The sequence below is a fragment of the Crossiella cryophila genome (assembly GCF_014204915.1).
GTDB classification, from domain to species: Bacteria; Actinomycetota; Actinomycetes; order Mycobacteriales; family Pseudonocardiaceae; genus Crossiella; species Crossiella cryophila.
On record NZ_JACHMH010000001.1, the window covers coordinates 9,432,940 to 9,459,519 of the forward strand.

Below are 26,580 nucleotides of genomic sequence, written 5' to 3' on the forward strand. Positions count from 1 at the left end.
GGCAGGCGGAAGGACTTCTCTGTCCACTTCGGACTTGGCGCCGGTGTCGCGAGTCGGTGTGCTCCGAGCGTCCGGCGAGTAGGCGACGACGTTACCGCCTGCGATTCCCGGCCCGTGCAGCCCGGTACCCGCTAGACCAAGATCGCCACGTCACGTAGCCGCTGCTGCGCCGAATCGCCGGACCTGTGACGGTCCACCTAGGACAGTGGTGACTGTGCGTGTCGGGCAATCGATAGCTTCGGGCGAATGGGCCGAAGTCCAGACCCTCGATCCGGCGTTCAGGGTTGGCGTGCGGCGAACGTCGCGGCGTGGCTGACGAACCGGGCGATCGAACCGGGGTCCTCGGCCGGGTGGGTGTGCAGATAGGACGCGTGCACGCTGCCGAGCACATACCCCTCGGCGTGCGGGCGATCGTCCTGCCGCCAGGCCCAGGCCGCGGTCGCACCCGAGGCGGGGACCAGCTCGGTGCGGTGGAACTCGTGCGCGGTGCGGCGCGTTCCGGCCTGCTGCAGCACCGAATCGCCGAGCGCGACCGCGTCCCGGTAGCCCAGGGTCAGCCGCGGCGTCATCCGGGCGATGGCGGGCAGCACGCCGCACATCGGGCGGCCGTCGAGTTCGCGGGCCAGGTAGAGCAGGCCGCCGCATTCGGCGTGCACGGGCGCGCCCGCGGTGGCCAGGGCGGCGACCGCGGCGCGCAGCGGGGCGTTGGCGGAGAGTTCCTCGGCGTGCTGTTCCGGGAAGCCGCCGGGCAGCACGAGTCCGGCGGCGCCCTCGGGCAGGGCCTCCGCGCGCAGCGGGTCGAAGACCTCGACCTGGGCGCCCGCGGCGGCGAGTAGTTCGGCGTGCTCGGTGTAGCCGAAGGTGAACGCGGAGCCGCCCGCGATGGCGATGACCGGTCGGCCGGGGCCGGGTTCCAGGCCGTGTTCCCAGGTCGCCGGGGGCAGTGGTGGGGCGGAGCGGGCCAGGCGGAGCACGGCGTCCAGGTCGACCGCGCCGGCGACCTTGTCCGCGAGCGCGTCCACCACCTCGGTGGCCGCGCGCCCGTGTTCGGCCGCGGTGACCAGGCCGAGGTGCCGGGAGGGCAGCTCGAAGGCCGGATCGCGCGGCAGGCTGCCGAGCACGTCCAGGCCGACCTCGGCGCATGCCTCGGTGAGCACCTGGGTGTGCCGGTCGGAGCCGACCTTGTTGAGCAGCACCCCGGCGATCCGCACCGCCGGGTCGTAGCTGCGGAAGCCGTGCAGCAGCGCGGCCAGGCTGCGGCTCTGGCCGCGGGCGTCCACGACCAGCGCGACCGGCGCGTCCAGCAGGGTGGCCACGTGCGCGGTGGAGCCGTGGCCCGGCGTGCCGAGGCGACCGTCGAACAGGCCCATCACGCCCTCGATGATCGCGATGTCGGCATCGCGCGCGCCGTGCGCGAACAGCGGGCGGACCCGGTCCTCGCCGCAGAGCACCGGGTCCAGGTTGCGGCCGGGACGGCCGGTGGCCAGCGCGTGGTAGCCGGGGTCGATGTAGTCGGGCCCGACCTTGCCGGGTGCGACGCGCAGGCCGCGGCGGCGCAGCGCGGCCATCAGGCCGGTGGCCACCGTGGTCTTGCCCGCGCCGGAGCCGGGGGCGGCGATGACCAGTCTGGCTACCACTCGATCCCCCGCTGGCCCTTCTGCCCGGCGTCCATCGGGTGCTTGACCTTGGACATCTCGGCGACCAGGTCGGCGGCCTCCAGCAGCGCGGGCGGGGCATAGCGGCCGGTGATGATCACGTGCTGGTGGCCTGGCCGGTCGCGCAGGGTGGCCACGACCTCCTCGACGTCGATCCAGCCCCAGTGCATCGGGTAGGTGAACTCGTCCAGCACGTACATGCCGTGCCGCGCCTCACCGATGCGGCGGGCGATCTCCCGCCAGCCCTCGCGGGCGGCCTCGGCGTGGTCGGTCTCGGTGCCCTTCTTCCGGCTCCAGGACCAGCCCTCGCCCATCTTGTGCCACTCGACCTCGCCGCCCTCGCCGGTCTGCTCGTGCAGCCTGCCGAGCGCGCGGAACGCCTCCTCCTCGCCGACCTTCCACTTGGCGGACTTGACGAACTGGAACACGCCGATGGACCAGCCCTGGTTCCAGCCACGCAGCGCCATGCCGAAGGCGGCGGTGGACTTGCCCTTCATCTCGCCGGTGTGCACCACCAGCAGCGGCCGGTTGCGGCGCTGCCTGGTGGTCATCCCGTCGGCGGGCACACTGGTCGGTTGTCCTTGCGGCATCGGTTTTCCTCCCGGCTCAGGCCGCGCGGGCGGCGCGCACCACGCCGGCCACCCGGTCGGCGGACAACTCGTCCAGGGTCAGGCAGTTCGCGCCGAGGGCGATGGCCAGGCGGGCGGCCAGGCCGAGGCGGACCAGGCCGTGTTCGCAGTCCACCACGATCGCGGCCACGCCGTCGGCGGCGAGCAGGGCGGCGGCGCGCAGGGCGTCGCGGACCGGGTCGCCGTGCACGCCGACGGTGGCGCGGCCGTCGGTGACCACGACCAGCAGCGGGCGGCGGCGCGGGTCCCGCAGGCGTTCGGCGGCCAGGGTCTTGCGGGCGCGCAGCAGGCCGTCCGCCAGCGGGGTGCGGCCGCCGGTGCGCAGCCGTTTGAGCCGGGCGGCGGCCGCGTCCACCGAGGAGGTCGGCGGCAGGGTCAGCTCGGCGCTGTTGCCGCGGAAGGTGACCAGGCCGACCTTGTCCCGCCGCTGGTAGGCATCGCGCAGCAGGGACAGCACCGCGCCGCTGACCGCGGACATCCGCTTGCGGGCGGCCATCGAGCCGGAGGCGTCCACCGCGAAGAGCACCAGGTTGCCCTCCTTGCCCTCGCGGACCGCGCGCCGCACGTCCTCGCCGCGCAGCAGCAGGCCGGGGCCGGTGCGGCCGCGGGTGGACTGGTGCGGGGCGGCCGCGGCCACGGTGGCCGACAGGTGCAGCCCGTGTCCGTCCACTGTGGACGCGCGGACCACCCGGCCGAACTCCGACCGGGACCGGGAACGCCGTCCGGGCGCGCCCTCGCCCAGGCCGGGGACCTGGAGCAGCCGGGCGCGGAAGGCGGGCGCTGGGGTGGCGGGGGCCTGTTCGCCGCTGCCGGAACCGCTCGGCCTCGGCTGATCGGGGCCGGACCGCTCACCGTCCGAAGTGGACTGTTGCTCGCCCTGCGGCGGGGCGGAGTTCTCGCCGTGGTCCTGGCCGCCGCCGGGGCCGTCCGGGTCGTCCTCCGGCTCGGGTCGCGGTGGTTCGGCCTCCTCGGCGGCGGCGGAGAGGGCCTGCTGGAGCTGCTCCTCCTCCAGGCCGGGCTCGTCGAAGGGGTCGCGGCGCTTGCGGTGCGGCAGCGCGAGCCGGGCCGCGACCTCGACATCGCTCGCCGCCACCGCCTCGGCGCCGCGCCAGGCGGCGTGTGCGAGCGCGGTGCGGGCCACCACCAGGTCCGCGCGCATGCCGTCGACCTCGAAGGCGGCGCACAGCGCGGCGATCCGGCGCAGTTCGACATCGGGCAGGGTCACCGCGGCCAGTGCGGCGCGGGCGGTGGCGATGCGGGCGGCCAGGTCCTCGTCGTCCGGGGTCCAGCTGGCGGCGAAACCGGCCGGGTCGGCCTCGTAGGCCAGGCGGCGGCGGACGACCTCGGTGCGGGTGTCGGTGTCGCGGGCGGCGAGCACGGTGACGGTCAGGCCGAACCGGTCGAGCAGCTGCGGCCGGAGTTCGCCCTCCTCCGGGTTCATCGTGCCGACCAGCAGGAAGCTCGCCGCGTGCGAGATGGACACGCCTTCACGCTCGACGTGCGCGCGGCCCATGGCGGCGGCGTCGAGCAGCAGGTCGACCAGGTGGTCGTGCAGCAGGTTGACCTCGTCCACGTACAGCACGCCGCGGTGCGCGCCGGCGAGCAGGCCGGGCTGGTAGGCGCGCACGCCCTCGGTGAGCGCGCGTTCCAGGTCGAGCGAGCCGACCAGGCGGTCCTCGGTGGCGCCGACCGGGAGTTCGACCAGCCGGGCCGGGCGGCTGGTGGCCGCGCCGTCGTGCGGGGCGTCCGGGCAGCCGGGGTCGGGGCGGGCCGGGTCGCAGGCGAAGCGGCAGTGCTCGACCACGGCGACCGGGGGCAGCAACGCGGCCAGGCCCCGCACGATGGTCGACTTGGCGGTGCCCTTCTCACCCCGGACCAGCACCCCGCCGATCCCCGGGTGCACCGCGTTGAGCAGCAGGGCGAGCCGGAGATCGGGGTGTCCGACCACAGCGGAGAACGGGTAGCCGACGGTCATGCGCGCGGTCCTTCCTCGGGTGTCCACGCCCGGGGCCGGAGGATCGAGGGGCCGAGTCTCCTGACTCCCGGAGGCAGGCTCCGGTCACAGTGGCGGGACCGTCCCGGACTCGCACCGGGTTCCTCGCGCACCCCTCGCTGACAAAGCAGTTCGCATCGTCGCACAGGATCAGGCGGTCGCGACCGTCTCGCTGATCACGCTTGCCCTGGCCAGCGCGAGCAGGTCGGCGCGCACCCGGGCCAGCGGCGTGCCCAGGTCCTCGGTGAGGTGCCGCACCAGCTCGGCGCGCATCGCGGCGAGCAGCGCGTGCGCGAGGAAGTCCGCCGAGCCCGCACGGGCCGGGTTGGCCCGGGTGATCCACTCGGCGAGCACGCGGTGCCGTCCGGCGGCGGAGCGGCAGCAGGAGCCGGGCGTCGCCTCCGCCTCCAGGGCGGCGACCAGCGGGCGCAGGCGCTGGGACTCGTCGAAGAGCACGCCGAGGTAGGCGAGCAGCCGGTCCACCGGATCCGCCGTGTCCGCGCAGGCCGTGTCCACCTTGTCGGTCACCTCGCCCCGGTACTGGTCGAGGAGTTCGCGGAGGAGTCCGCAGCGGTCGCCGAAGCGGCGGAACAGCGTGCCCTTGCCGACCCCGGCGGCCAGCGCGATCTCGTCCATGGTGACCGCGTCCGGGCCGCGCTCGATGATCAGCCGCTCGGCCGCGGCGAGGATCGCCTGGCGGTTGCGGGCGGCGTCGGCACGCTCGGCCACGGAACTCCTCCCTGGGTAACCGGACTGGCGGTCCGAATTTACCGGACCGGTCAGGCGCGGCGGGCGAGCACGCGCAGCGGGGCGCGGAAGGAGAGCAGGCCGAGCATGGGTGGTTCGGCTTCGAGGAGTTCCAGGCGGGGCAGGCGGCGGGCGACCTCGGTGAGCACCACGCTCGCCTCCGTCCTGGCCAGTCCGGCGCCGAGGCAGAAGTGGCGGCCGTGGCCGAAGGCCAGGTGACGGCGGACCTCGGGGCGGGCCGGGCAGAACCGCTCGGGGTCGGGGAAGACGTCCGGGTCCGCGCCGGAGCCCGCGAGCAGGAGCAGCAGGTGCGCGCCGCGCGGCACGTCGACGCCGGAGAGGGTGGCCGGGCGGGCGGCGATGCGGCGCCAGGTGTTCACCGGTGGTTCGCGACGCAGCACCTCCTCCACGCAGGCATCGGCCAAACCGGGTTCGCCAGCGGCCAGCCGGGGCCACAGGTCGGCGTGCGGGATGAGGCGGTGCAGCAGGGTGCTGAGCAGCTGGCTGGTGGTCTCCTGGCCGGCGATGAGCAGGAAGTAGCAGACACCGACCGCCTCGGCGATGCGCAGCGGGCGGTCGCCGGGCGCGCGGTGCGCGGCGAGCTGGCCGAACAGGTCCGGGCTGCCGGGGGTGGCGGCGCGGATGCGGGCGGCCAGCCACTGGTGGAACTCCCCCGCCGCCTCGGCCAGGGCCTGGTGGCGGTCCGGGTCGGGGCGGCCCCAGAACAGTTCCAGGGAGGCCGCGCTCCACGCCTTGAGCACTGGCAGGTCGACCTCGGTCAGGCCGAGCAGGTCGAGCAGCACCCGGCAGGGCAGCTCCGCGGCCAGGCCGCTGACCAGGTCGAACGAGCCGGTGGCCGGGAGGCGGTCGAGGTAGTCGTTGGCCAGGGCGCGGATGCGGGGTTCGGCGTCGCGGACCCGGCCGGGGGTGAAGTAGCCGGCGACCAGGCGGCGCAGGCCGGTGTGGCTGTCGGTGCCGTTGTTGGCCAGCGTCGGCGGCAGGGAGAACCGGGCCCTGGCCAGCACGCGCAGCTGCGGCGGCGGGATCGGGGTGATCGCGGTGAGCGCGTTGTCCGGGATGAACCCGTCGGGGTCGGCCAGCACCGCGCGGACGTCGGCGTGCCTGCTGACCAGCCAGAGGCCGGTGCGCTGGTCGTGGTGCACGGGGGCGCGTTCGCGGAGTTCGGCGAAACTCGGCCACGGGTCGCCGACGAAGCGTGGACCGAACAGGTCCAGCTCGTCTAGAGAACCCGTCGTCGCCCGCACGTCCAAGACGGTAGCCCGGCTGATGCGACACTCCGGCGGTGACCTCGACCACCCCGGACGTCTTCGCCTGGCTGGACACCCGCTCCCAGGCCCGCTCCCGGGCGGGCCTGACCCGCTCGCTGCGGCCGCGGGCCGCCGACGCCGCCGCGCTGGACCTGGCCTCCAACGACTACCTCGGCCTGACCCGCGATCCGCGGGTCACCGAGGCCGCCGCGGCCGCGGCCCGCCGCTGGGGTGCGGGGGCGACGGGATCGCGGCTGGTCACCGGGTCGACGGAGTTGCACGCGGAGCTGGAGCACGAGCTGGCCGAGCACTGCGGCGCGGAGGCGGCACTGGTCTTCTCCTCCGGGTTCCTGGCCAACCTGGGCGCGCTCACCGCGTTGTCCGGGCCGGGCACGCTGATCGTCACCGACGCGCACAACCACGCCTCGCTGATCGACGGCTGCCGGTTGTCCCGCGCCGAGGCGGCCGAGGCCGGGCACCGCGATCCGGCCGCGGTGGCCAGGCTGCTGGCCGAACGCGTGAAGAAGCGTGCCCTGGTGGTGACCGATTCGGTGTTCTCGGTGGACGGCGACCTCGCGCCGCTGCCCGAGCTGGCCGATGCCTGCCGGGCGCACGGCGCGGCGCTGATCGTGGACGACGCGCACGGGCTCGGCGTGCTCGGCGAGGGCGGGCAGGGCGGAGTGCACGCGGCCGGGCTGGCCGGGGCGGCCGACGTCGTGGTGACCACCACGCTGTCCAAATCGCTGGGCAGCCAGGGCGGGGCGGTGCTCGGGTCGCGGCGGGTGATCGCGCACCTGGTGGACACCGCGCGCGGGTTCATCTTCGACACCGGGCTGGCCCCCGCCTGCGTGGGTGGGGCGCTGGCCGCGTTGCGGGTGCTGCGGGCCGAGCCGGAGCTGGCCGGGCGGGCGCGAGGGGTGGCGCGGGAGCTGGCGGGGCGGCTGGGCGCGGCCGGGTTCGCGGTGAGTTCGCCGAGTGCGGCGGTGGTGTCGGTGCGCGCGCCCTCGCCTGCCGAGGCGGTGGAGTGGGCGGGCCGGTGCCGGGCGGACGGGGTCGCGGTGGGCTGTTTCCGGCCGCCGTCGGTGCCGGATCAGGTGTCGCGGCTGCGGCTGACCGCGCGGGCGGATCTGGCTGCCGCGGATCTTGGCCGGGCGGTGGAGGTCATCACGCGCAACGCCCCGGCGGCCGCGCGACGGGAGCGCTGACAACGCTGACCGCGAGGCCGCCCGCACCACGCGCGCGGGGCCGCCGCACCGTGGCGGCAAGCCCGCTGACGACACTTGCCGCAAGGCACGACAGGCGAACAGCCGCCCGCGCTGCTCCGTCCGGGGTGTCCGCGCGGGCCGAGTCCGACAGAGGACTGATGTTTTCCTTGCTTGTCACTCGAATGGCCCTAGGCTGCCGCGCATGACCATCAACCGGAGGCGCGCGCTCGGTCTGGGGACTGTGGCAGCGGCGGGCGCCATGCTGGGTTCCACCACGATCGCGGCGGCGCAGAGCGAGCCTGTCGACGACGAGAGCGTCATCCCCACTTCCGCGGCGCTCGCGCGCAGGCGGATCGAACGGGTCTACCGGCGGGAGTCGCTGCGGGCGGGCGGCACCTGGTCCTCGTTCATCAGCGTCACCGACCCCGACGGCACCCCGGTTCCCGCGGTGGAGGCCGAGGCGGACCGCGTGGTCGAGGCGTACAGCGTCAACAAGATCGCGGTCGCCGCGGCGGTGCTGGACAAGATCGACCGCGGGCTGCTGACGCTGGACCAGCGGGTGGAGGTCACCAGCGCGATCGTCAGCAAGGACGGCGACGGCATCTTCGGCTTCGACGGCGCCTACCCGAGTTCGGTGACGCTGGGCCACGCCATGGCCAACCTGCTCACCGTCTCCGACAACACCGCGGTCCGGCTGTGCGGGCTGGTGTGCCCGGCGGCCGAGCTGAACGAGATCCTGCGCGCCAAGGGCTTCACGCACACCCAGGTCAAGCCGGTGGCCAACCCGAACCGGTTCTTCCTCGGCAAGACCACCCCGCGCGAGACGCACACGATGCTGCGCAGGCTGGTCGACGGCACGCTGCTCTCCGCGGCCTCCACCGAGTACGTGCTGACCCTGCTGCGCTCGATGTCGGCCTTCACCGACGGCGTCCGGCTGGAGCTGAACTCCGCCGAACGCGGCCGGGTGGCGACCAAGGCCGGCTGGTTCGCCGACGGGCGCAACGAGGCGGGCGTCATCTTCGACACCGCGGGCAAGCCGATGGTGACCTACTCGCTGTTCGCCTCCGGCGAGTTCCGCGGTGACCCGGCGGAGAACCTGAACGACTACAGCACCACCCACCCGGCACTGCGGGCCAGGGTCGCGCTGGGCCGCAAGATGGTCGACGCGGTCTCCCGGATCACCGCCAGCACCGCGCGCACCCACCACCAGCCCGCGTACCAGCCCAGCAACGGCGGCTGACCGGCGGCAATGGACCAGGGTCTCGGGGTCGACCCGGAATCGGCCCCGGAGATCCGGGCTGATGGTGCTCCCTCGGGCGGGGGAGCACCATCACGCCGGGGCGGGACCCGGGGACGCGGCCGGGCCGCGATTCTCGGGGCATGACAAGGACAGCAAGCGGGTTCCTGGTGGCCGGACTGGCCGCCACGGCGGTTCTCGGCGGGGTCGCGGCGCCCGCCTTCGCGGCCGAGGCGCCGATGAGTGTGCGCGGCTCGGCCGGCGGGCAGCTCGGACCCGAGTTCGGCTCGATGGCCGGTGATCCGGTGCGGTTCGAGATCCAGGCCAGTGCCACCGACCCGCTGAAGCCGAGCGGGACGTTCAAGGTCAGCCACCACAAGCCGGACGGGTCGCTGCTGGCCCGGTTCTCCGGCGAGGTGACCGGTCTGCACGCGGTCGGTCAGGTCGGCGTGGTGAACGGGAAGATCACCTGGGCCGAGCATCCCGGCGCGCCGCAGATCGAGTTCGTGGGCAAGCCGGTGTCGCTGACCGTGCAGGACGAGGGGCGGCGCGGGGACCGGATCGGCTGGGTGTGGGGGTTCTTCGGGCAGCCGGTGAGTCCGCTGCAGGGCAGTGCGCCGGTGCTGCGGCTGAGCGACGGGGATTTCGCGGTGCGCGGGCCGGTGCCAGGGGCGGACGCGGCTGAGCGGGCCGAGGGTTCCGGGGTGGCGGTCTCGGCGGAGGCGGATCGCGGGCACCTGCTCGCCGGCACGGTGCGCGGCACCAGCAAGGACCCCCAGTTCCAGGACGATCCGCTGATGTTCTCGGTGGCGGCCAAGGTCGCGCCGGGGGCCGCGCCGGACACCGCGAGCGGGCGCTTCCACGTCACCCACCACCGGCCGGACGGCGGACTGGTCGCCGACTTCAGCGGGCGGATCACCTGCCTGCTGGTCGGCGGGCGGGTCGGCATGGCCACCGGGGTGGTGGAGCGGAGCGCGGATCCCGCGCACGTCGGGCTCAGGGTGTCCTTCTCCGTCTACGACGGGGCGCGCGCGGACCGGATCGGCTGGCTGTGGGGGCTGCCGACGTCGCCCCCGGTGCTGGACTGCCAGGGCTTCACGCCCTTCTTCGCACCGTCCAGCGGCGGGTTCGTCGCCCGCGGGTTGTAAGCGCAGGCCGAACGAACGGCGTCCTGACCATCGAGGGGGTGGTCAGGGCGCCGTTGTCGTGTTCAGGGGCGGGACATCTGGACGTGCGGGACGCCGCCGTCCAGGAACTCCGGGCCGGTGATCCGGTAGCCGAAGCTCGCGTAGAAGCCGGTCACCGTGGTCTGCGCGTCCAGCACGGACGGGGCATCGCCGATATCGGTCAGCGCCTCGCGCATCAGTTCGCGGGACAGGCCCTTGCCGCGCACGTCGGCCCTGGTGACCACGCGGCCGACCCGGATGGTCGCGCCGTCGGGCTCGATCAGCAGGCGCAGGTAGGACAGTGGCGCGCCGTCGGCCTCGGCGAACCACAGGTGCCGGGTGACCGGGTCCAGGTCACGGCCGTCCAGGTCCGGGTAGGGGCTTTCCTGTTCGACGACGAAGACGTCCACGCGCAGGCGCAGCAGGGCGTAGAGGGTGCTCGCGTCCAGTTGGTCACCGGTGGCCCGGTACAGGGTGCTCACCTGCCGTTCCTATCACCTCACGGAAAGTTCCCAAGATCGGCCGGGGTGAGGGAGCACACGTAGTTTCCGCGTCAATGACCGTAAGTCTTCCTGTTAAGATCCCATCAAGGCGAAAGATTGCCCGTTGAATCTGCTTTGAACCCATGGTTCGTCCTGCTACCGCGAGGGAGGCGACATGTCTCTGGACCTGACCCAACTGCCCGCGTTCCTGCTCGCCTGTGCCGTCGTGGTGCTCACACCGGGGGTGGACGCGTTCCTGTTGCTGCGCACCTCGCTGCGGCAGGGCGTGCGCTCCGGGCTGCTCACCCTGGCCGGCATCCACTCCGCCGCGCTGGTGCACGTCGCGCTGGTGGTCTCCGGGCTCGGCCTGCTGATCAGCCACTCGCCGGGCGTGCTCACCGCGCTGCGCTGGCTGGGCGCGGCCTACCTCGGCTACCTGGCCTTCTCCATCGCGCGCGGGCTGTGGCTGGCCCGTGGCGAACTGCGCACCGCGACCGCGGGCGAGCGGGAGGACGAGCGGGCGGGCAACGGCCCGTTCCTGCGCGGGTTCCTGTGCAACATCACCAACCCGAAGATGCTGCTGTTCTGCCTGGCCTTCCTGCCGCAGTTCATCGGAGCCGCCGGCAACCCGGTGCTCCAGCTCGGCGTGCTGGCCGGGGTGTTCATGGTGCTGGCCTTCGCCTGGGAGCTGGCGATCGTGCTGGCGGCGAGCCGGTTGCAGGAACGGCTCGCGCGACCGGTGGTGCTGAACGGGCTGGACGCCTTCTGCGCGGTAGCCTTCCTGAGCATGTCGGTCGGGCTGGTGCTCGGCAGCTGAGCCGCACGGCCCGCCGCCGTCCGACCCAGGGAGCCGCCCGTGTTCTTCATCCTCCAGGTAGTCATCACCGCCGTGGCGCTGTGGGTGTCCACCGCGTTGCCCGGCATCGACATCGGACCAGGTCCGGTCTCGGTGGGTGCGAAGATCGGCACCCTGTTGCTGGTCGGCCTGGTCTTCGGTCTGGTCAACGCGGTCATCAAGCCGGTGGTGAAGCTGGTTGGCTGCGTGTTCTACCTGCTGACCCTCGGGCTGATCGGCCTGGTGGTCAACGGTCTGCTGTTCATGCTGACCGGCTGGTTCGCCGACAAGCTGGACCTGCCGTTCCAGGTGACCGGCTTCTGGCCGGCGTTCTTCGGCGCGATCATCGTGGCCTTCGTGAGCTGGGTGCTGAACGCGGTTCTCCAGGCACGTGAGGCGCTGGACGACTAGCACCACCGCCGGCCGCTGCTAGGACCTGAGCACCAGGTCCAGCAGCGGCTGGTACGTGCTGACCCGCACGTACACCCCTGGCTGGTACGGCCGCGCGCAGCCGATGCCCCAGGAGGTCACGCCGATGAGTTTGCCGCCGGCGATCAGTGGCCCGCCCGAGTCGCCCTGGCAGGTGTCCACACCGCCGTTGGCGTACCCGGCGCACAGCATCGAACTCGCCTCGAACCCGGCCAGCACCGCCTGGCAGAGCGGGTCGCCGACGATCGGCAGCGCGGCCTTGAGCAGGTAGCGGGACGGGAAACCGCCCTCGGCGGTACGGCCCCAGCCGAGTGCGAGGGTGTAGGAGCCGGGGCCGTAGAGCAGGGTGTCCGCCGGGGTGGCCAGCGGCAGGGTCGGCCGGGCCAGCGGCAGCGCGAGGCGGAGCACGGCGACGTCGTCACCGGCGCGGACGTCGGTGTAGAACGGGTGGATCCAGATCCCGGTGAGCGCACGGATCTCCCCGCCCAGGGTGAGCAGGTCCTCGCGGCCGGCGATGACCAGGAGATCCTTCGGCTGCCTGCCGATCGCGCAGTGCGCGGCGGTGAGCACCATGGCCGGGGCGACCAGGGTGCCGCCACAGAGCGGCGAGCCGTCGGACTTGGTGATCGCGACCGTCCAGGGGAACTCCAGGATCGAGGCGCGGATGCCGCCGACGACGCGCGAGTCCGGTGGCGCGGGTGGTTCGGCCAGCGCGGGGGCCGGGGCGGCCAGGGTGAGCAGGACCGCGGCGAGCGCGGCGCCGAGGGTCGCGTGCCGGCGGAACCCACTGAGCTGTGAACGCGTGCCAGACCACATTGTCCGCTCCCGTCTGCTCGCCTCCCCTGCTCAAGGACAGCCCCGGCCGAGCCGGTGGACAAGTCGAGTCGGCGAAGGCAACCCACGCGAGTGACCGGGGTCCGGACAAGCCGGACACAGCCCGATGGGGCGGCCCGCGAACGGACCGCCCCATCGGGGTGCAGGGATATTCAGTTGTGGCCTCGCCGCAGGGCTAGGAGGTGATCTGCTGGGTCAGCACCGCGTGGTAGGGGGCGATCCGGGCGTAGACGCCGGGGTAGTTGGCCATCGCGCAGCCGCGGCCCCAGGAGGTGGCGCCGATGAGCTTGCCGCCGACGATCATCGGGCCGCCGGAGTCACCCTGGCAGGTGTCGATGCCGCCCTGGGGCAGGCCTGCGCACACCATCGAGGTGTTGCTGTACTGCGGGTACGCGGTCTTGCAGGTCTGGTCCGAGGTCACCGGCACGTTCGCCTTGAGCAGGTAGCGCGAGGCGGAGCCGCCGGAGCTGGTGGTGCCCCAGCCCAGGATCAGCGCGCTCTGGCCCGCGGCGTAGAGCGCGGTGTCCGCCGGGGTGGCCAGCGGCACGGTCGGGCCGCTGATGTTGCGGTCCAGGGTCAGCACCGAGACGTCGAAGCCCGCGGTGGCACTGGTGTAGCTGGGGTGCACCCAGATCTTGGTGACCTTGGCGACGGTGCCTGCGGTGCTCTGCTTGTCCTCCCGGCCGTGCACCACGAAGGTGCTGGCCGGCGAACGGCCCTTGGTGCAGTGCGCCGCGGTCACGACCTTGTTCGCCGCGACCAGGGTGCCGCCGCAGAACTGGCCGGAGCCGGAGGCGCCGGAGGCCAGGTACACCGTGTACAGGTGCTGGCCGATGGTGGCCCGGGAGCCGCCGACGATCAACGGGTCGACATCGGATGCCGACGGGGCCGGTGCGGCGTTCACAGCTGCCGCGGAGGTCAGCGTGACCGCCGCGACCGCGGCGACGACGCCGAGCATTCGGCCCAGGCGACGCAGGGTTACCGCCATGGTGGGGCTCCTTTTCTCGTGCCCTCGAACGAGTGGGAGACGCATACCAAGAGCAACAGAGGAGTGACCCGCCACACAACGGCCGTTCGATGTGGACCGTTCGGGCGGCGAGCCACTCCGTGCCTGTTAGGAGCTGATTTGCGTGCTGAGCTGGGTGTAGTAGCTGGACACCCGCGCGTACACGCCGGGCTTGCCCGCCTGGGCGCAGCCCTCACCCCAAGAGGTGATTCCGACCAGCTTTCCGTTGATCACCAGCGGACCACCGGAGTCGGCCTGGCAGGTGTCCTTGCCGCCCTGCGGGAAGCCGGCGCAGACCATGGACGCGCTCTTGTACTCCGAGTACGCGCTCGCGCAGGTCTGATCGGAGGTCAGCGGTACGACGACCTGCCGGAGCGTGTCGGAGTAGTCGCCGTTGCCGGTGGTGTCGCCCCAGCCGAGCGCGCGGGCCTGGGTGCCCGCCTTGTACAGCCCCGAATCCGCGGGCTTGGCCAGCGGCAGGGTGGTGTAGTTGAGGTTGCGGTCCAGCGTCATGACCGCGACGTCGTCGCCCTGGGTCACGCTGCGGTAGCCAGGGTGCTGCCACACCTTGGTCACCTTGGCCGTGTGGCCCTCGCTGGTGCGCAGGTCGGTGCGGCCGGCCACGATCTGCCAGCGCGAGACGGCCTTGCCCGCCGTGCAGTGCGCGGCGGTGACGACCTTGTTCGGCGCGGCGAGCGTGCCGCCGCACCACTGGGTGCCGTCGAGCAGCAGCGCCACGGTCCACGGGTACTGCTGGGTGGTCGCCGCGGTGCCGCCGACGATCAACGGATCCATGCTCGGCTCCGGTGGCGGCGCCGCGCTGGCCATGGCGCCGGGCGCCAGGCCGAGGGTCACGGCTGCCGCCGCGACCCCGATGAACTTGACCAGGCGATGCAGGGTGGTCGCCAACGGTCACTCCTTCCTCGTGCCCTCGTACGAGGTCCCGGCCCACGGTGGCCGGGTGCGCTGTAGGCAACGCGAGGAGTGTTTGCGGCGACAACCTTCCTTCGTCGTGACCCGTTCGGCCTAATCAGTTAGTGACCGTCCGGACCACCCGTGAGCAGGCAGAACCCAGCTCAGGAAGGCGGCGTTAATCTGTTGTCACGGAAACCCGTAATGATCGGAAACCCGCTGGTAACGGACTGAACTGAAACTCAGCGGGTGGCGCGGCGGGCGCCGAGCTGAGCGTTGATCTTGTCCAGGTAGTTGCCGATCTTGGTGTACACGCCGGGCTTGCCCTTCTGCGCGCAGCCCTCACCCCAGGACGTGATGCCGATCAGCCGCCCCTCGGCCACCAGCGGACCACCCGAATCGCCCTGGCAGGCGTCGATGCCGCCCTCCTCGTACCCGGCGCAGAACATCTTGGCCGGGGTGTAGGTGCGGTAGGGCGCCTGGCACTTGGCGTCCGGCAGCACCGGCACCTGCGCCTGCACCAGGTAGCGCGAGGTCGGCCCGGACTCGCGGGTGGCGCCCCAGCCGACCACGGTGGCCTTGGTGCCCGGCCGGTAGCGCGGGTCGCCGAACTCGGCCAGCGGCAGGGTCGGGTAGGAGACCGGCGCGGCCAGGGTGAGCACGCCGACGTCGTCGCCGTTGAACACCGACTCGAACTTCTCGTGCGTCCAGATCCGGTTGACCGCCAGCACCTCGCCGGTGGTGCGGCTCTGCGTGTCGGTGCGGCCCGCGACCACCCGCACGTCGGCCGGGGCGCGGTTGACCACGCAGTGCGCGGCGGTGAGCACCTTGGTCGGACTGACCAGGGTGCCGCCGCAGTACTGGTTGCCCGCGCGGCCGACCAGGTAGACCGCCCACGGGTGGTTCTCGCTGGCCGTGGTGGTGCCGCCGACGATCCGGGCCGAGAGCGGCCGGACGTCCTCGGCCTGGGCGGCGGGCCCGGCCGCCGGGGTGAGCACCGAGTAGACCAGTCCACCGAGGAGCACCAGCGCCGCCGCGGGCGCCAGCAGCCACCACCGGTTGCGCGGCGATTCGGTGTTCGTCATCGGCTTACCTCTCACGACGGGTGGCCCCGGCCGCACCGCCGGGAGATGAACGCAGCGCGACGAGTCAGACACCCAGCGCACGCACGGGGAAGCATACTCGGTCGTTCGGTCGATCGATTACTACGCCGAACGGGTGCATTCGGTGAGCGTGTCATCCTGAACGGGTGGGGAGCAGAAGCTGGATCGGACCGGTGGTGGCACTCGTGCTCGCGGCGACGCTGACCGCCTGCCAGGGCGCGGCGGCCCCGGTGGCCACGAGCAGCGCCGAGCCGCCGGTGACCTTCCGGTTCGAGCAGCCGGGCACGCCACCGCCGAGCGGTCCGCCGCCGACCAGCGAGGTGCGCACCGCTCCCCCGGCGCCGCCGGTGTGGACGGTCGGCGCCCGGCCGTTGCCACGGCGGCCGGACGGTTTCGGGCAGGTGCTGCCGACCCCGCCGGAGCTGGCCCAGCGCCGGTTGCCGAGCGCGGACCGGCTGCCGCCGCCGCGGGACGGGCACTTCGCCGCCACCGTGGGCCCGGTGCCCTCGGACGTGCTGGCGCGCAGCACCTGGCAACCGGCCTGCCCGGTCGGCGTGGACGGGCTGCGCTACCTGACGCTGTCCTTCTGGGGTTTCGACGACCGGCCGCACACCGGCGAGCTGATCGTGGCCAGTGGCGTGGCGGAGAACGTGCGCAGGGTGTTCGAGCGGCTGTACGCGGCGCGCTTCCCGATCGAGGAGATGCGGGTGACGAACAAGCCCGAACTGGACGCCGCGCCGACCGGGGACGGCAACAACACCAACGGTTTCGTCTGCCGCCCGGCCCGCGGCCAGACCAGGTGGTCGGCGCACGCCAAGGGACTGGCGGTGGATGTGAACCCGTTCAACAACCCGTACCTGCGCGGGGATCTGGTGCTGCCGGAGCTGGCCTCGGCGTATGTGGACCGGCGGCAGCGCAAGCCCGGCATGATCCACCCTGGCGACCCGGTGGTGCAGGCGTTCACCGCGATCGGCTGGACCTGGGGTGGCACCTGGCGTTCCCCCAAGGACCTGATGCACTTCTCCTCGACCGGCGACTGAACGCCGGAACGGCGAACCGCCCGCCGAGCCGGAGGCTGGACGGGCGGTTCGGGTCTTGCCGGGTCAGTTGGCCGAGGGGCCGGAGCCCTTGTCCGGGCCACTGCCGCCGGAGCTGTCGCCACCGCCGCGGTTGCCGCCGGTGAAGGAGTTCCACACCTTGCCGGCGGTGTCCGAGACCAGGCTGCCGACCTCGCTGAGCACCTTGGCCAGCGGGTCCGCCGAGGAGGTGATGGCCTCCTTGTAGGACTTGGCCGCGCCCTTGACGTCGTCCTTCCAGTTCGAGGTGGTGCTGTCGTCCTCCCGGCGCGGGTACTCCCCGGCCAGGATGTCGCGGTACTGCTCGCCGGCCGCCCACTGCTGCAGGTCGGCCGCGCGCACCACGGGCAGCGGGTGGGTGAGCCCGTCCAGGTGGATGAGCTTGAGCACGCTGTCGCGCACGTCCTCGACGCCGTCGTAGTCGGCGGCCTGCTTGAGGTACTCGGCGGTGTCGATCTTGGAGGGATCGGTCACGCCGGACAGGATCATGTGCACCCGCAGCGCCACGGCCGGGTCCTGCACGCACAGCAGGCCCGCGCGGTCGGCGGAGAGCTGGGAGCGGCGGTGCCAGTCCTGCAGCGCGAGGATGATCGCGCGCAGGCCCCAGTAGCCGACCGGCATCCAGGACATGCCGGCGGCCAGGCCGATCAGGCGGCGCAGGATCGTGTAGTACAGGACGTGCCCGGACAGGATGTGGCCCATCTCGTGGCCGAGGACGAACCGGAGCCCTTCCTCGTCGAGCAGCTCGACCAGCCCGGTGGTGATGACGATGAACGGCTCGTCCATCCCCATCGCGTAGCTGTTCGGGTGCGGGTCGCGCGTGATGAAGAGGTCGGGCACCTGCTCGAGGTCGAGCGCGGTGGCGCATTCCACCCGGAGCCGGTGCAGCTCCGGGTACTGGGTCTCGGAGACCTTGATCGAGGTCGCCAGGGCGAGCAGGCGCTCGCTGCGCTCCGGAATGGCGCCGTAGATCGCCTTGAGGACCGCGGGGAAGCCGGGCACCGCGCGTGCGGTGGCCAGGGCGCCCCGATCGGCCGGGTGTTCGTAGGCCCGCGGGCTGATCTGTGGGAACCGGGTGCGCCCCGTCGCCACAGGCACCTGGGCCGCGTCGTCCGCCATCGTCAACCCCCGTTAGTCGCTGAAACAAGCGGTACTGGATTCGAGCGTACAGACGCGCACGCGGCCACGCCGTCGTCTCAGGGACAACTCAGGGGAAACTCAGGGTCGGGAACTTCGGAAGTCCGAATCGACCACGCGGCGCAACCGGTGGCACTGGACGGCGCAGCTCGCTTCGGTAAACCGAAGTGCGCGTTTGTTTTCCTGATACCGCGAACTACACCCTTCCCGAAGTGCCAATCCGGTTCTTTGCCGCTTCGGTGATCAGTCTTGCCGCTAATTGCCGGGGGCTGATCTCATTCCTCTTGTCGGACCGCGACCCGACAAAGCCCAAGACAAAGCTCAATGTGAAACACCAGGAATGGGAGTGGTAACAATGCGCAACGTCACCCGGATTCTGGCCGCCGGCACCTCCGCCCTCGCCCTGTCCGCCGGCCTGCTGCTCACCGGCGGCATCGCCTCGGCCGCCCCGGCCGGCACCGCCACCGCGCAGTCCGCCGAGTTCAGCTTCAGCGGCGCCACCGTGCTGGAGGCGACCACCAAGAAGCTCAAGCTGAAGCTGACCTCCGGCTCCACCGTGGACGTGACGCTGGGCAAGAACACCAAGATCGAGGGCACCGTGGCCGTCGGCGGCAAGGTCAACGTCAAGGGCATCAGCATCGCCGGTTCGCTGCTGGCCAGCTTCGTGATCGCCCGCTGACCCAAATATCGTAACAAATTCACCGCTGAGAGTGACCGTGGTCAGCCAGATTGGTGGACCTCGGTCACTCTCAGCCGTTCGAATACCTGCCGGTAATGACGAATATGATGAGAATGGTCCATCCACCCTGCCGTCCCCCTGGTGATGAATGTTCACTGGCAGTTGAGCCCGATCAGGACTCACGCTAGGAACCGAGGGAGCCAGGACAATGCGATCCTTCACCAGACGAACCGTCGCCGTCGTCGCCGCAACCGCGATGTCAGCCGGATTGTTCCTCATCGCCGCACCGGCGATGGCAGCCACCCCCTCCGCACCGGCCACGAGCACGGCCGTCGCGGGCGACCATGACGACTACGACTACGAGGGCGCGGAGGTTGTCGCCGTCCTCAAGGCCGGGATCAAGGTCCGGCTCAAGACCGGAGCCATCGTCTCGTTGAAGGTCGGGTCGGGCTGCACGATCCTCAAGGGCGGCGTGCGGGTCAGCCTCGGTTCCATCAAGATCGGCGCGAAGGTCAACATCGGCCTCGCCGTGAACATCAACATCCTGGGCATCAAGATCAAGATCCGCGGCCTCGCCGGATTGATCTCGATCGGTTAATCGCCACCAGGCGCGCGCCGAACCCACGACTGGCCGCCGTTCCTGCTCAGCAGGGCGGCGGCCAGTTGCGAGCGGCGGGCGATGCCCAGCTTCCGGTAGATGCGGGTGAGGTGCTGTTCCACCGCCCGCGAGGTGACCTGGAAGCCCTGCGCGATCTCCCGGTTCGTCCGGCCGCGCACCACCTGTTCGGCGATCCGCAGCTCGTGCGGGGTCAGCTCGCCACCGTCGACCGGCTCGCCGCCGCGGCGCGCCTCGGTCAGTCCGGCCGCCTGCCTGCGCACCGCGTCGGCCAGCACGTCCGCCCCGCAGTCCTCGGCCAGCCGCAGCGCGCGCCGGAACAACGCGCCCGCCTGGGTGGTCTTGCCCCGCGCACCCAGGTGCAGGGCGAGTTCGGCCAGTGAGCGGGCCAGCTGCGCGCGGGCCGGGGAGGTCTCCAGCAGTCGCACCGACTCGGTCAGCAGGTCGAGGCGCTCGGCCTCGGGCGCGGTCAGCGCGGCGGTGCGCAGTGCGACGCCGAGCGGGCCGGGCCCGCCCCAGCGCCGGGCCAGCGCCAGTTCCTCGGCCGCGAGTTGTTCGGCCCGTTCGCGCTGGCCGGTGAGCAGGTAGAGCGGCACCGCGCAGGAGCGCCACACCAGCACCGCACGGTTGGTGACCCCTCGGTCCTGAAAGCGCTTTCCGCACTGTTCCAGGTCGGCCAGGCCGCCGCTGAGGTCACCCATGGAGGCCCGCAGCAGGCCGCGGACCAGCAGCAGGTAGTTGTAGCGCCAGCCGGCGGGCAGTTCGTCGGCCAGGCCGCGGGCGTGCAGCAGGTCGGCGGCGGCGGCGATCTCGCCGCGCTCCAGCAGGATCTCCACCAGCGTGGACACCGCGAAGATGGTGGAGCTGCGGGTGCCGCTGCGCAGTTCGTCGAGCACGGCCAGCGCGGCGCGAGCGTCGGTCTCGGCCTCGGCCAGCGCGCCGCGGCGGCAGCGCACCTGGGCACGCAGGCCGAGCGCGGCGGCGGCGCGCAGCGAGTAGCCGAGGCGGCGGGCCTGGGTGAGCAGTTCGGTGCAGTGCGCCTCGGCCAGGTCCAGGCGTTCCAGCACGAACAGGGCGGCGATCAGGTAGGCGAACTCCCAGCGTTCGGCCAGTTCGGCGTGCGCGCCGGTGGCCGGGGCCAGGCCGCGCTGGGCCCAGGCACGCAGTGCCAGCGGATCGGCCTCGGCGGCGCTGGACCCGCCGACGGCGGCCTGGAAGGCGAGCATGGTGTCGGCGAACCGGCTGGCCCGCATGGACCCCGGCGCGCCGCGCAGGCCGGCCAGGCGGGCAGGCAGGTCGGGCTGCACGTGGCAGTCGTCGACCTGCAGGCACAGCACGGAGAGCCGGAGCTGCCTGGCCAGTTCGGGATCGTGCGGTTCGACCCTGGGCACCGCGGCCTCGAGCAGGGCGATCGCCTCGGGGTGCCGGTCGGCCTCGCCGAGTTCCTGGGCCAGCGCGTGCGCGGCCCTGGCGCCGAGCACCGGATCGAGGTCCTCGCCGGTGAGCTGGGTGAGGCGGCGGATGCCGGGTTCCGGGTCGATCTGGAGTTCGGTGAGGGCGAGTTCGAGCCGGAGTTCGTCCCGCTGCGCGGTGGGCTGGGGTTCGGCCAGTGCCCGGCGCAGGCAGCGCACGGCCAGGTCGGGCGCGCCGTTGGCGGCGGCGCCGCGGGCGGCCCGCACCAGGGTGTCGGTGATCCAGTCGCCGGCCAGCGCGCCGGGCGGGGTGGCGGCCAGGTGCGCGGCGATCTGCTCGGCGGGCGCGGCGGCGGCGTGCAGGTGCGCGGCGGCGCGGGCGTGCGCGGTCTCCCGATCGGCCGGACCCGCCTCGGCGCCAAGGGCGGTGGCGACCAGGCCGTGCGCGAAGGTCAGCGGTTTGCCGTCGGCGAAGATGCCCAGCCCGGTCAGCTCGCGGGCGGCCTCGGCCGCCTCGGCCGGACTGAGGTCGGCCACCGCCGCGGCCAGGTCCAGTTCGGCCACGCCGAGCACGGCGACCGCGCGGGCCAGCCGGGTCACCTCGATGGGCTGGGCGTGCACCCTGGGCAGCAGCAGCTGGGCCAGGTGACGCTCGCTGAACTCCGGTATACCGGCGGCATACTCGGCGGCAGGCGGTATACCGGCGGCATACATCGAGTGCGCCAGCTCGCCGAGCAGGTACGGGTTGCCGCCGGTGGCCGCGGCGCAGGCGGCGGCGAACTCGGGCGCGACCGGCTCACCGAAGACGGCGGCGAGCAGGTCGGCGCAGTCCCCGCCGGCCAGGCCGGTCAGCGCGAGCGGCACGCTGGCGGTGGTCAGGTCGTTGAGCGCGACCGGGTCGGCGACCTCACGGCCCGCTCCCCTGGCCATGGCCAGCAGCACCGGCAGGCCGTGCAGGCGCCGGCGCAGGTAGGCCAGCCAGCGCAGCGAGGGCGGGTCGGTGGACTCCACGTCGTCCACCGCGATGACCAGCGGCGCGGTCGCGGCCAGGTTGGCGGTGAAGCGGAACAAGCCGTGCAGGGCGGCGTAGGTGTCCAGCGCGGGGCGTTCGGCCGCGCCGGGCAGGCCCTCCCAGCCGAGCACCCGTTCGGCCAGCACCGCCGGACCGGCCAGCAGCCGCTCCCGGCACTCCGCGGGCACGGTGAGCAGCACCGGCTCCAGCAGCTGCCGGACCACGCCGAAGGCGAAATCGCGTTCCACCGGCGCGGCCTGCGCGCTGAGCACCAGCAGGCCGGACTCCTCGGCCAGCTCGGCCACCGCGCGCAGCAGGTTGGACTTGCCCATGCCCGCGGTGCCGGTCACCAGCACCGCCCGCGGCAGCCCGCCGCGCACGTCGGCGAGCAGGTCGCGGACCATCGTCAGCTCGGCGGACCGCCCGATCAGCCGGGTGTCGCGCTCGGGCATCCATGGTCGCTGGCGCGTCATCGGCTGCTCCTCGAAGGCCACTTCGGGCTTCGCGGCGGTGCGAAATCTGAATGGAGGAAGACTAGGAAGCTGGGTGGACCAACGGCCAGTCCACATTGGAGTTTTGTGGTGCAGACTGTGATCGTGACAGCGGACCTGCTGGGGAATCCCTATACCGCGCGGACGATCAAGCTGGCCGCGGTCCAGAATGTGGACACGGTGGCCACCTTGGTGCACCACCCGGCGAAGTCGCCCGCCAAGGGCGCACTGCTCTACGTGCACGGATTCTGCGACTACTTCTTCCAGACGCACGTCGCGGAGTTCTTCAGTGAACTCGGTTACGACTTCTACGCGCTGGATCTACGCGCCTACGGCCGGTCATTGCGCCCTGGGCAGCTGCCCAACTTCGTCACCGACCTGGCCCAGCACTTCGAGGAGCTGGACGCCGCCGCCGAGCTGATCCGCGCCGACGGGCACGAGCACCTGGTGGTGATGGCGCACTCCACCGGCGGGCTGATCACCCCGCTGTGGGCGCAGGCCCGCCGGGGCAGCCTGCCGCTGGACGGGCTGATCCTGAACAGCCCGTGGCTGGACCTGGCCGAGGGCTGGTTCAACCGGGTCATCGGCACCGCGCTGGTGCGGCTGGTCGGCCGCTGGTTCCCGAAGCTGGTGATCAAGCCGACGCTGGCGCCGACCTACGGGCACAGCCTGCTGGCCAGCCACCACGGCGAGTGGGAGTACAACCTGGCCTGGAAGCCGATCGAGCACTTCCCGGTGCGCGCGGGCTGGCTGCGCGCGGTGCGCCGAGGGCACTCCCAGGTGCACGCCGGGATCGACGTCGGCGCGCCGGTGCTGGTGCTGTGCTCGGACAAGAGCCTGCTGCACCGCAAGGCGTGGGAGGAGGCGGCCGGGCACGCCGACACCGTCCTGGATGTCGAGCAGATCGCCCGGTGGGCGCCGAAGCTGGCAGGCGAGGTGACGGTGACGCCGGTGCCGGACGCGCTGCACGACGTGTTCCTGTCCGCACCCCCGGTGCGGGAGCGGGCCCTGGCCGCGGCCAGGGACTGGCTGACCTCGCGCACCTCGCTCTGACCTGGGCGGATGTGGCCGCGGTCACCCGGAGTCGAAAATCAGGGGTGTACCCCGAGGTGCGGACGGCGGGAAACGGGGAAAGTGAATGGGGAAGCGCCGCACCGAGCGGCCCTACTCCAGGAGGTACTCACGATGTCCGCCCCGATCAGGTCGCGACGCTTGGCCCGGTCGCGCAACAGTGTGTTCTTCGGCGTGGCCGGCGGGATCGCCGAACGCTTCGGCTGGAAGCCCGGCACGGTGCGGTTGGCGTTCGTGATCTCGTGCGTGCTGCCTGGCCCGCAGTTCCTGCTGTACCTGCTGCTCGCGCTGTTCATGCGCTCGCCGGAGAAGTACTGACCTGCGCTGAACTGACCTGAGGCGGGGCCCCCACCAACCACTGGTGGGGGTCCCGCCTCGTTGGTCGGCTCAGACCTGCGGGGCCCAGCCGGGCATCGGGTAGCCGGCCATCAGCTCGGCGACCTCGGCCGCGATCGCCTCGATGGCCTGCTCGTCCCCAGTGCCCGCCGCGGTGACCGCGCGGTCCATCCACTCCGCGACCCTCGGCATCTCCGCCACGCCCAGGCCGCGGGTGGTGATGCCCGCGGTGCCCAGCCGGATGCCGGAGGGGTCGAACGGCTTGCGCGGGTCGAACGGCACGGTGTTGTAGTTCAGCTCCACACCCGCCCGGTCCAGTGCCTTGGCCGCGGGCTTGCCGCCGATGCCCTTGCTGGTCAGGTCGGCCAGGATCAGGTGGTTGTCGGTGCCGCCGGAGACCAGCTCGAACCCGCGCTCGGTCAGCGCCGCGGCCAGTGCCTTGGCGTTGGCGACCACGGCGTGCGCGTAGTCGCGGAAGGCCGGGCCGGACGCCTCGCCGAGGGCGACCGCGATGGCCGCGGTGGTGTGGTTGTGCGGGCCGCCCTGCAGACCGGGGAAGACCGCCTTGTCCAGGGCCTTGGCGTGTTCGGCGTCGGAGAGCAGCATCGCGCCACGCGGGCCGCGCAGGGTCTTGTGCGTGGTGGTGGTGATGACCTGGGCGTGCCCGACCGGGCTGGGGTGCGCGCCACCGGCGATCAGGCCGGCGATGTGCGCGATGTCGGCGACCAGGATCGCGCCGACCTCGCCGGCGATCTCGGCGAAGGCCGGGAAGTCGATGGTGCGCGGGATCGCGGTGCCGCCGCAGAAGATCAGCTTCGGGCGTTCGGCGCGGGCCAGGTCACGCACCTGGTCCATGTCCACCACACCGGTCTCCTTGCGCACGCCGTACTGCACGCTGCGGAACCACTTGCCGGTGGCCGAGACGCTCCAGCCGTGGGTGAGGTGGCCGCCGGAGGGCAGTGCCATGCCCATCACGGTGTCGCCGGGGCTGGCGAAGGCCAGGTAGACGGCCAGGTTGGCCGGGGAGCCGGAGTAGGGCTGCACGTTGGCGTGGTCAACGCCGAAGAGCGCCTTGGCCCGATCCACGGCCATGGTCTCGATCGGGTCGATGAGCTGCTGGCCCTCGTAGTAGCGGCGGCCGGCGTAGCCCTCGGAGTACTTGTTGGTCAGCACGGTGCCGGTGGCCTCCAGCACGGCCTCGGAGACGTAGTTCTCCGAGGCGATCATGCGGAGCTTGTCGAACTGGCGACCGGCCTCGGCCTGCACGAGTTCGGCGAGCACCGGATCGGCCTGGCTGAGGTGGGGAAGGGCGGGCTGGTGCATGGGCGTTCCTCTCGCGGCACGGCAACGGATACCGGCTGCGCCCAGGCGTACGGCGCGCACCGAACCGTGCCGCTCCCCGGTGGTTGAGTCCACCCGAACACGCCAGTCGCGACCGGGTGATCCTACCGTGCGACGGGGTAGTACGGGGGTGGATAAGGTGACCGCAGCCGCGGTGGCCGTGACCCGCGACATCCCCTTCTGGAGTGCCGATGAGCCTCGAACGTCCCGTCGCCCCCGACCCGTACAGCCTGCTGCCCAAGGTCGGCTCGTTCACCGTCACCTCCACCGAGGTCACCGACGGCGAGCAGCTGCCCAGCGCGCAGGTCTTCAACGGGATGGGCGTCTCCGGCGAGAACCGCTCCCCGCAGCTGAGCTGGCGCGATTTCCCCGCCGAGACCAAGAGCTTCGCGGTGACCTGCTTCGACCCGGACGCGCCGACCCCGTCCGGGTTCTGGCACTGGCTGGTCGTCGACGTGCCCGGTTCGGTCACCGAGCTGGCCGCCGACGCGGGCCGGGCCGACGGCTCCGGGCTGCCCGCGGGCGCCTTCCACGTGCGCACCGACTTCGGGTCCGAGGGTTACGGCGGGGCCGCGCCGCCGGCCGGGGACCACCCGCACCGGTACATGTTCGTGGTGCACGCGCTGGACGTGGAGACCCTCGGCGTGGACGCCTCCGCGACCCCGGCGGTGGTCAGCTTCAACCTGGTGTTCCACACCCTGGCCAGGGCCGTGATCAGCCCGGTCTTCGCGCACTGACCGCGTGGGAGTCCGGGTCTTACCGGCCTGGGTCGCGGCGATCGCCGCGGTCGGGCTGGCGCTGGTGCTGTTCGTCCCCTACGTCGCCGTGCGCTATCGCAGGCGCGGCGACCTCGGCGCCGGGGATGTGGCGCTGGCCTTCGGGTTCCTGCTCTACGCGCTGGCGCTGATCGCCTATGTGATGGTGCCGATGCCGCCGGTGGGCCCGGACTTCTGCCAGTACTACGGCTGGGTGCGGCCGCAGTGGCAGCCGATGCACGTGCTGACCGAGTGGCCGGCGGTGCGCACCTGGCGGGATCTGCCCAGGGTGGCCGCGGACGGCAGCTTCCGCTCCTTCGCGCTCAACGTGGCCTTCTTCGTGCCGCTGGGCATGTTCCTGCGGCACCTGTTCCGGCGCGGGTTCGTGGCCACCGTGCTGATCGGGTTCGGGGTGTCGCTGCTGGTCGAGCTGACCCAGCTGACCGGGATCTGGTGGATCTACCCCTGCCCGTTCCGGATCTTCGACGTGGACGACCTGATCTCCAACACCGGCGGGACGGCGATCGGGGTGCTGTTCGCGCCGTTGCTGCGGCTGGTGCCGGGGCAGCGGGCGGTGGCCGACGCCGGGTTGCCGCGACCGGTGACGCGCTGGCGGCGGTTGCTGGCGATGATGTGCGACCTGCTGCTGGTCTGGTGGGCCGGGCAGGTGTTCGCGCTGCTCGCGGGCGTGTTCGGGTTCGCGGGGCCGTGGGTGCCCGCGTGGGCGGAGTGGTGGGTGCCCGCAGTGGGGTTGCTGGTGCTGACGGTGGCGGCGCGCGGGGCCAGTCCTGGGCAGGTGATCGTGCGGCTGCGGCCGGTGGCGGCCGGGGACGAGGTGGCGCGGGCCGAGCCCGCGGCCGGGCGGCGGCCGGGCGCTGTCGCGATGCTCCTCCGGTGGCTGGTCGGGCTGGGTGGGGTGGCCGGGTTGCTGGGCCTGGCGGTGACGCCTACCGAGGTCCCCGGGGCAGAGATCGCCTGGTGGGTGGCGCTGGGGTTGTTGCTGGTGCACGGTGTGTCCGCGGTCTTCGGCCGGGACCAGCGGGGAATCTCCGGGCGGCTGTCCGGGTTGCAGGTGATCGACGCCCGGGTGTCCGCGGCGGTCCCCGACCCCGCCGATGACCGGCGGCCAACGAGCGACAGGCAGGATGGATAG

25 protein-coding genes and 2 riboswitches are annotated in these 26,580 nt (G+C 72.5%); of the genes, 12 read left to right on the forward strand and 13 right to left on the reverse strand.

Annotation, left to right across the window (positions count from 1 at the left end; all coding sequences use genetic code 11):
- Positions 1-278: 278 nt before the first annotated feature.
- The 5 genes from HNR67_RS40475 to HNR67_RS46565 form a co-directional block, all read right to left on the reverse strand.
- The gene (locus tag HNR67_RS40475; RefSeq protein ID WP_185008877.1) at positions 279-1,637 is read right to left on the reverse strand and encodes a cobyrinate a,c-diamide synthase; all 1,359 of its coding nucleotides are present in this window, start codon (positions 1,635-1,637) and stop codon (positions 279-281) included.
- Positions 1,631-2,245, reverse strand: a complete 615-nt coding sequence (gene cobO, locus HNR67_RS40480; RefSeq protein ID WP_185008879.1) for a cob(I)yrinic acid a,c-diamide adenosyltransferase — start codon at positions 2,243-2,245, stop codon at positions 1,631-1,633. Before cobO ends, HNR67_RS40475 begins: the two co-directional genes overlap by 7 nt.
- Positions 2,246-2,261: 16 nt before the next feature.
- Positions 2,262-4,259 carry a putative cobaltochelatase gene (locus HNR67_RS40485; RefSeq protein WP_185008881.1) on the reverse strand — a complete coding sequence of 666 codons (1,998 nt, stop codon included), beginning with the start codon at positions 4,257-4,259 and terminating at the stop codon, positions 2,262-2,264.
- A 32-nt stretch (positions 4,260-4,291) separates the two neighbouring features.
- A riboswitch (cobalamin riboswitch) is annotated at positions 4,292-4,409 on the reverse strand.
- Positions 4,410-4,427: 18 nt separating this feature from the next.
- On the reverse strand, positions 4,428-5,006 hold the full coding sequence (locus HNR67_RS40490; RefSeq protein ID WP_312989222.1) for a TetR/AcrR family transcriptional regulator: 579 nt from the start codon (positions 5,004-5,006) through the stop codon (positions 4,428-4,430).
- 50 nt (positions 5,007-5,056) lie between these two features.
- Complete coding sequence (locus HNR67_RS46565) at positions 5,057-6,289, reverse strand: cytochrome P450 (protein ID WP_221490215.1); 1,233 nt, start codon at positions 6,287-6,289, stop codon at positions 5,057-5,059.
- 38 nt (positions 6,290-6,327) lie between these two features.
- Here HNR67_RS46565 and HNR67_RS40500 point away from each other — a divergent pair, with 38 nt between their 5' ends.
- The 3 genes from HNR67_RS40500 (at position 6,328) to HNR67_RS40510 (ending at position 9,882) form a co-directional block, all read left to right on the forward strand.
- Positions 6,328-7,497 carry an 8-amino-7-oxononanoate synthase gene (locus HNR67_RS40500; protein ID WP_185008883.1) on the forward strand — a complete coding sequence of 390 codons (1,170 nt, stop codon included), beginning with the start codon at positions 6,328-6,330 and terminating at the stop codon, positions 7,495-7,497.
- Between the two features lie 202 nt (positions 7,498-7,699).
- The gene (locus HNR67_RS40505) at positions 7,700-8,737 is read left to right on the forward strand and encodes a serine hydrolase (protein ID WP_185008885.1); all 1,038 of its coding nucleotides are present in this window, start codon (positions 7,700-7,702) and stop codon (positions 8,735-8,737) included.
- Between the two features lie 140 nt (positions 8,738-8,877).
- A complete protein-coding gene (locus tag HNR67_RS40510) occupies positions 8,878-9,882 on the forward strand; it encodes a hypothetical protein (protein ID WP_185008887.1) in 1,005 nt (334 codons plus the stop codon).
- 62 nt (positions 9,883-9,944) lie between these two features.
- On the opposite strand, the gene HNR67_RS40515 is transcribed toward HNR67_RS40510, so the two are convergent.
- Positions 9,945-10,382 (reverse strand): GNAT family N-acetyltransferase, encoded by a 438-nt coding sequence (locus HNR67_RS40515; protein ID WP_185008889.1) that lies wholly within the window; start codon positions 10,380-10,382, stop codon positions 9,945-9,947.
- A gap of 175 nt (positions 10,383-10,557) precedes the next feature.
- On the opposite strand from HNR67_RS40515, the gene HNR67_RS40520 reads away from it, so the two are divergent.
- Entirely contained in the window at positions 10,558-11,199 is a 642-nt protein-coding gene (locus tag HNR67_RS40520) for a LysE family translocator (RefSeq protein WP_185008891.1), read from the forward strand.
- A 39-nt stretch (positions 11,200-11,238) separates the two neighbouring features.
- Positions 11,239-11,628, forward strand: a complete 390-nt coding sequence (locus tag HNR67_RS40525) for a phage holin family protein (RefSeq protein ID WP_185008893.1) — start codon at positions 11,239-11,241, stop codon at positions 11,626-11,628.
- 18 nt (positions 11,629-11,646) lie between these two features.
- On the opposite strand, the gene HNR67_RS40530 is transcribed toward HNR67_RS40525, so the two are convergent.
- From HNR67_RS40530 to HNR67_RS40545, 4 genes are all read right to left on the reverse strand, one after another.
- Positions 11,647-12,462, reverse strand: coding sequence for a S1 family peptidase (locus HNR67_RS40530; RefSeq protein ID WP_185008895.1), 816 nt, complete (start codon positions 12,460-12,462; stop codon positions 11,647-11,649).
- A 193-nt stretch (positions 12,463-12,655) separates the two neighbouring features.
- The gene (locus HNR67_RS40535) at positions 12,656-13,468 is read right to left on the reverse strand and encodes a S1 family peptidase (RefSeq protein WP_185008897.1); all 813 of its coding nucleotides are present in this window, start codon (positions 13,466-13,468) and stop codon (positions 12,656-12,658) included.
- A 126-nt stretch (positions 13,469-13,594) separates the two neighbouring features.
- Positions 13,595-14,395: a S1 family peptidase gene (locus HNR67_RS40540; protein ID WP_246492704.1), complete on the reverse strand. Its 801-nt coding sequence runs from the start codon at positions 14,393-14,395 to the stop codon at positions 13,595-13,597.
- 245 nt (positions 14,396-14,640) lie between these two features.
- Positions 14,641-15,483, reverse strand: coding sequence for a S1 family peptidase (locus HNR67_RS40545; RefSeq protein WP_185008899.1), 843 nt, complete (start codon positions 15,481-15,483; stop codon positions 14,641-14,643).
- Positions 15,484-15,647: 164 nt separating this feature from the next.
- Here HNR67_RS40545 and HNR67_RS40550 point away from each other — a divergent pair, with 164 nt between their 5' ends.
- The gene (locus tag HNR67_RS40550) at positions 15,648-16,541 is read left to right on the forward strand and encodes a M15 family metallopeptidase (RefSeq protein ID WP_312989226.1); all 894 of its coding nucleotides are present in this window, start codon (positions 15,648-15,650) and stop codon (positions 16,539-16,541) included.
- Between the two features lie 63 nt (positions 16,542-16,604).
- On the opposite strand, the gene HNR67_RS40555 is transcribed toward HNR67_RS40550, so the two are convergent.
- Positions 16,605-17,696, reverse strand: coding sequence for a M48 family metallopeptidase (locus HNR67_RS40555; RefSeq protein WP_185008900.1), 1,092 nt, complete (start codon positions 17,694-17,696; stop codon positions 16,605-16,607).
- A gap of 373 nt (positions 17,697-18,069) precedes the next feature.
- Between HNR67_RS40555 and HNR67_RS40560 the strand changes: the two genes are divergently transcribed.
- Both HNR67_RS40560 and HNR67_RS40565 read left to right on the forward strand, forming a co-directional pair.
- Complete coding sequence (locus HNR67_RS40560; RefSeq protein WP_185008902.1) at positions 18,070-18,393, forward strand: hypothetical protein; 324 nt, start codon at positions 18,070-18,072, stop codon at positions 18,391-18,393.
- Positions 18,394-18,601: 208 nt separating this feature from the next.
- Positions 18,602-18,991 (forward strand): hypothetical protein, encoded by a 390-nt coding sequence (locus tag HNR67_RS40565; protein ID WP_185008904.1) that lies wholly within the window; start codon positions 18,602-18,604, stop codon positions 18,989-18,991.
- Here the strand turns inward: HNR67_RS40565 and HNR67_RS40570 are convergent.
- A complete protein-coding gene (locus tag HNR67_RS40570; protein WP_185008906.1) occupies positions 18,988-21,906 on the reverse strand; it encodes an AAA family ATPase in 2,919 nt (972 codons plus the stop codon). The genes HNR67_RS40565 and HNR67_RS40570 overlap by 4 nt on opposite strands.
- 123 nt (positions 21,907-22,029) lie before the next feature.
- Here HNR67_RS40570 and HNR67_RS40575 point away from each other — a divergent pair, with 123 nt between their 5' ends.
- Both HNR67_RS40575 and HNR67_RS40580 read left to right on the forward strand, forming a co-directional pair.
- A complete protein-coding gene (locus HNR67_RS40575) occupies positions 22,030-22,977 on the forward strand; it encodes an alpha/beta hydrolase (RefSeq protein ID WP_185008908.1) in 948 nt (315 codons plus the stop codon).
- A 132-nt stretch (positions 22,978-23,109) separates the two neighbouring features.
- Positions 23,110-23,313: a PspC domain-containing protein gene (locus tag HNR67_RS40580; RefSeq protein WP_185008910.1), complete on the forward strand. Its 204-nt coding sequence runs from the start codon at positions 23,110-23,112 to the stop codon at positions 23,311-23,313.
- Positions 23,314-23,382: 69 nt separating this feature from the next.
- Here HNR67_RS40580 and glyA read toward each other — a convergent pair whose 3' ends face one another.
- The gene (gene glyA / locus HNR67_RS40585) at positions 23,383-24,654 is read right to left on the reverse strand and encodes a serine hydroxymethyltransferase (protein WP_185008912.1); all 1,272 of its coding nucleotides are present in this window, start codon (positions 24,652-24,654) and stop codon (positions 23,383-23,385) included.
- A 32-nt stretch (positions 24,655-24,686) separates the two neighbouring features.
- Positions 24,687-24,774, reverse strand: a riboswitch (ZMP/ZTP riboswitch).
- Positions 24,775-24,863: 89 nt separating this feature from the next.
- On the opposite strand from glyA, the gene HNR67_RS40590 reads away from it, so the two are divergent.
- Together HNR67_RS40590 and HNR67_RS40595 are read left to right on the forward strand one after the other, a co-directional pair.
- Complete coding sequence (locus HNR67_RS40590; RefSeq protein WP_185008914.1) at positions 24,864-25,409, forward strand: YbhB/YbcL family Raf kinase inhibitor-like protein; 546 nt, start codon at positions 24,864-24,866, stop codon at positions 25,407-25,409.
- Positions 25,410-25,413: 4 nt separating this feature from the next.
- A complete protein-coding gene (locus HNR67_RS40595; protein WP_185008916.1) occupies positions 25,414-26,580 on the forward strand; it encodes a VanZ family protein in 1,167 nt (388 codons plus the stop codon).

Bases quoted from the DNA above. Each gene is read 5' to 3' on its own strand.
- cobO (WP_185008879.1), bottom strand. From the start codon at position 2,245: ATGCCGCAAGGACAACCGACCAGTGTGCCCGCCGACGGGATGACCACC.
- HNR67_RS40485 (WP_185008881.1), bottom strand. From the start codon at position 4,259: ATGACCGTCGGCTACCCGTTCTCCGCTGTGGTCGGACACCCCGATCTC.
- HNR67_RS40505 (WP_185008885.1), top strand. From the start codon at position 7,700: ATGACCATCAACCGGAGGCGCGCGCTCGGTCTGGGGACTGTGGCAGCG.
- HNR67_RS40510 (WP_185008887.1), top strand. From the start codon at position 8,878: ATGACAAGGACAGCAAGCGGGTTCCTGGTGGCCGGACTGGCCGCCACG.
- HNR67_RS40520 (WP_185008891.1), top strand. From the start codon at position 10,558: ATGTCTCTGGACCTGACCCAACTGCCCGCGTTCCTGCTCGCCTGTGCC.
- HNR67_RS40530 (WP_185008895.1), bottom strand. From the start codon at position 12,462: ATGTGGTCTGGCACGCGTTCACAGCTCAGTGGGTTCCGCCGGCACGCG.
- HNR67_RS40535 (WP_185008897.1), bottom strand. From the start codon at position 13,468: ATGGCGGTAACCCTGCGTCGCCTGGGCCGAATGCTCGGCGTCGTCGCC.
- HNR67_RS40545 (WP_185008899.1), bottom strand. From the start codon at position 15,483: ATGACGAACACCGAATCGCCGCGCAACCGGTGGTGGCTGCTGGCGCCC.
- HNR67_RS40555 (WP_185008900.1), bottom strand. From the start codon at position 17,696: ATGGCGGACGACGCGGCCCAGGTGCCTGTGGCGACGGGGCGCACCCGG.
- HNR67_RS40560 (WP_185008902.1), top strand. From the start codon at position 18,070: ATGCGCAACGTCACCCGGATTCTGGCCGCCGGCACCTCCGCCCTCGCC.
- HNR67_RS40565 (WP_185008904.1), top strand. From the start codon at position 18,602: ATGCGATCCTTCACCAGACGAACCGTCGCCGTCGTCGCCGCAACCGCG.
- HNR67_RS40570 (WP_185008906.1), bottom strand. From the start codon at position 21,906: ATGACGCGCCAGCGACCATGGATGCCCGAGCGCGACACCCGGCTGATC.
- HNR67_RS40580 (WP_185008910.1), top strand. From the start codon at position 23,110: ATGTCCGCCCCGATCAGGTCGCGACGCTTGGCCCGGTCGCGCAACAGT.
- glyA (WP_185008912.1), bottom strand. From the start codon at position 24,654: ATGCACCAGCCCGCCCTTCCCCACCTCAGCCAGGCCGATCCGGTGCTC.
- HNR67_RS40590 (WP_185008914.1), top strand. From the start codon at position 24,864: ATGAGCCTCGAACGTCCCGTCGCCCCCGACCCGTACAGCCTGCTGCCC.